1 protein-coding gene is annotated in these 1412 nt (G+C 60.0%); it reads right to left on the bottom strand.

Going from position 1 to position 1412, the window contains the following annotated elements; genetic code table 11:
- A partial coding sequence (locus AC1DRJ_RS27665) for a winged helix-turn-helix domain-containing protein (RefSeq protein ID WP_477804948.1) occupies nucleotides 1–1304 on the bottom strand: 1304 nt, incomplete at its 3' end.
- Between the last annotated feature and the right edge of the window lie 108 nt (nucleotides 1305–1412).

Raw genomic sequence — 1412 nt, 5'->3', positions numbered from 1 at the left:
TGTTGGGCCTGCCAGCGAGCAATCAGTTGCTGTTGCAAAACCGCCGACGGCTGCGGCATGAATCGCGACAACTGCCCGATGCACTCGGCGGCTTGTTCAAATCGTCCGGCAAACAACGAGGCCGCCGTGATCAACCCGACCAGTTGCGGTGAGCCGAACATAAGCTCTGCGCCTTGATGCTCATACAAACGCAACAACAGCACGACGGTCTGTTCCTCGAACAAGTGCTCGAAACTGAAGTGTTGCAACAGGCTCACGGCGACTTCGAATTCTTCAGCCAGCAACGCCTGTTCGAAGGCTGCTTTCCAGTCCAGTTCCGTGGCGAACCACTGACACGCGCGACGATGCCAGGAGCGCCCGGCGGGCCATTGTTCATCACGCATCAATTGCGTCAGCGGCGGGAAAATCTGTAGCCAGTCGGTCGAATCTTGCCAGGGTTCGATAAAGCACCCCAGTTCCTGCAAGGTCTTGAGGCATTGCGCGCCCTCACCCGCGCCAAACAGGTGATCACACAGCCGCGCATTGAATCGTGGCAGATGCGCGAGCACCCGCCAGACCTCGGTCAATTCCGGAGTCAGGGTGGTGAACAGTTCGTGCTCGAGGTAATCGAGCAATGTGTCCGCTCGACCGTGCAGCGAGTCGTTGCGTGACCAGTCACACTTTTGCAGCAGCGCCACACGAACCCCGGCGCACCAGCCGCCGCTGCGCTGGATGATCTTGCTGGCGGCGGTGTTGGCATCGGCCGGCGTCAAGTGGTGCAACAGCGAGGCGATTTCAGTTTGATTGAAGGCCAGCGTGGAGCGCTCACATTCGAACAGTTCGTCATCGAGCAACAACCGTGGCCAATTGCATTGCGGGCGACGGCGGGTTCCCAGCCACCAGGTCAACATCGAGCTGCTGACGGCCAGCATGCGATCCAGCAGCAGGTCGAGTTCCGGGTTCGGCACGCGGCAATAATCGTCAAGAAACAGCCAGGTCGGCGATTGCAAACGCGCCAGTGCGCGGAGCATTGCAGTCTCCTCCGAAGACGCCAGCCCCAGTGACTCCGCCAGACGCTGACGAAACCCCTCCACGCTCATGGCGACGCCCGACAGAGGCAACCAGCACACCCGGCACTGCGGCGGCGCCTGCAACAGGCAGTCGGCAAGCAGCGCCGATTTGCCACTGCCGGCGGGAGCGCAGATTAATTTCACCCGCGCAGCCGACGCCAGCAACGGCTCGCTCAAGCGATCACGCGACAGGTGATGCGAAGAAAGACGGGGCAAAAATCCAGATCGGTCCAGACACGGAGTCATGGCGGTCATTACGGCGTGCCTTTTTATAATTGTGGGGCAACCCTAGACCTGTATAACCCGCTTGTTGAGAAGTATTCAGGACGCTGATTGGCGCCCATAAAAAAGGCTACCACCCGG

The sequence above is a fragment of the Pseudomonas sp. P5_B2 genome, assembly GCF_056400445.1.
This window is presented reverse-complemented; position numbering and strand designations above follow the sequence as displayed.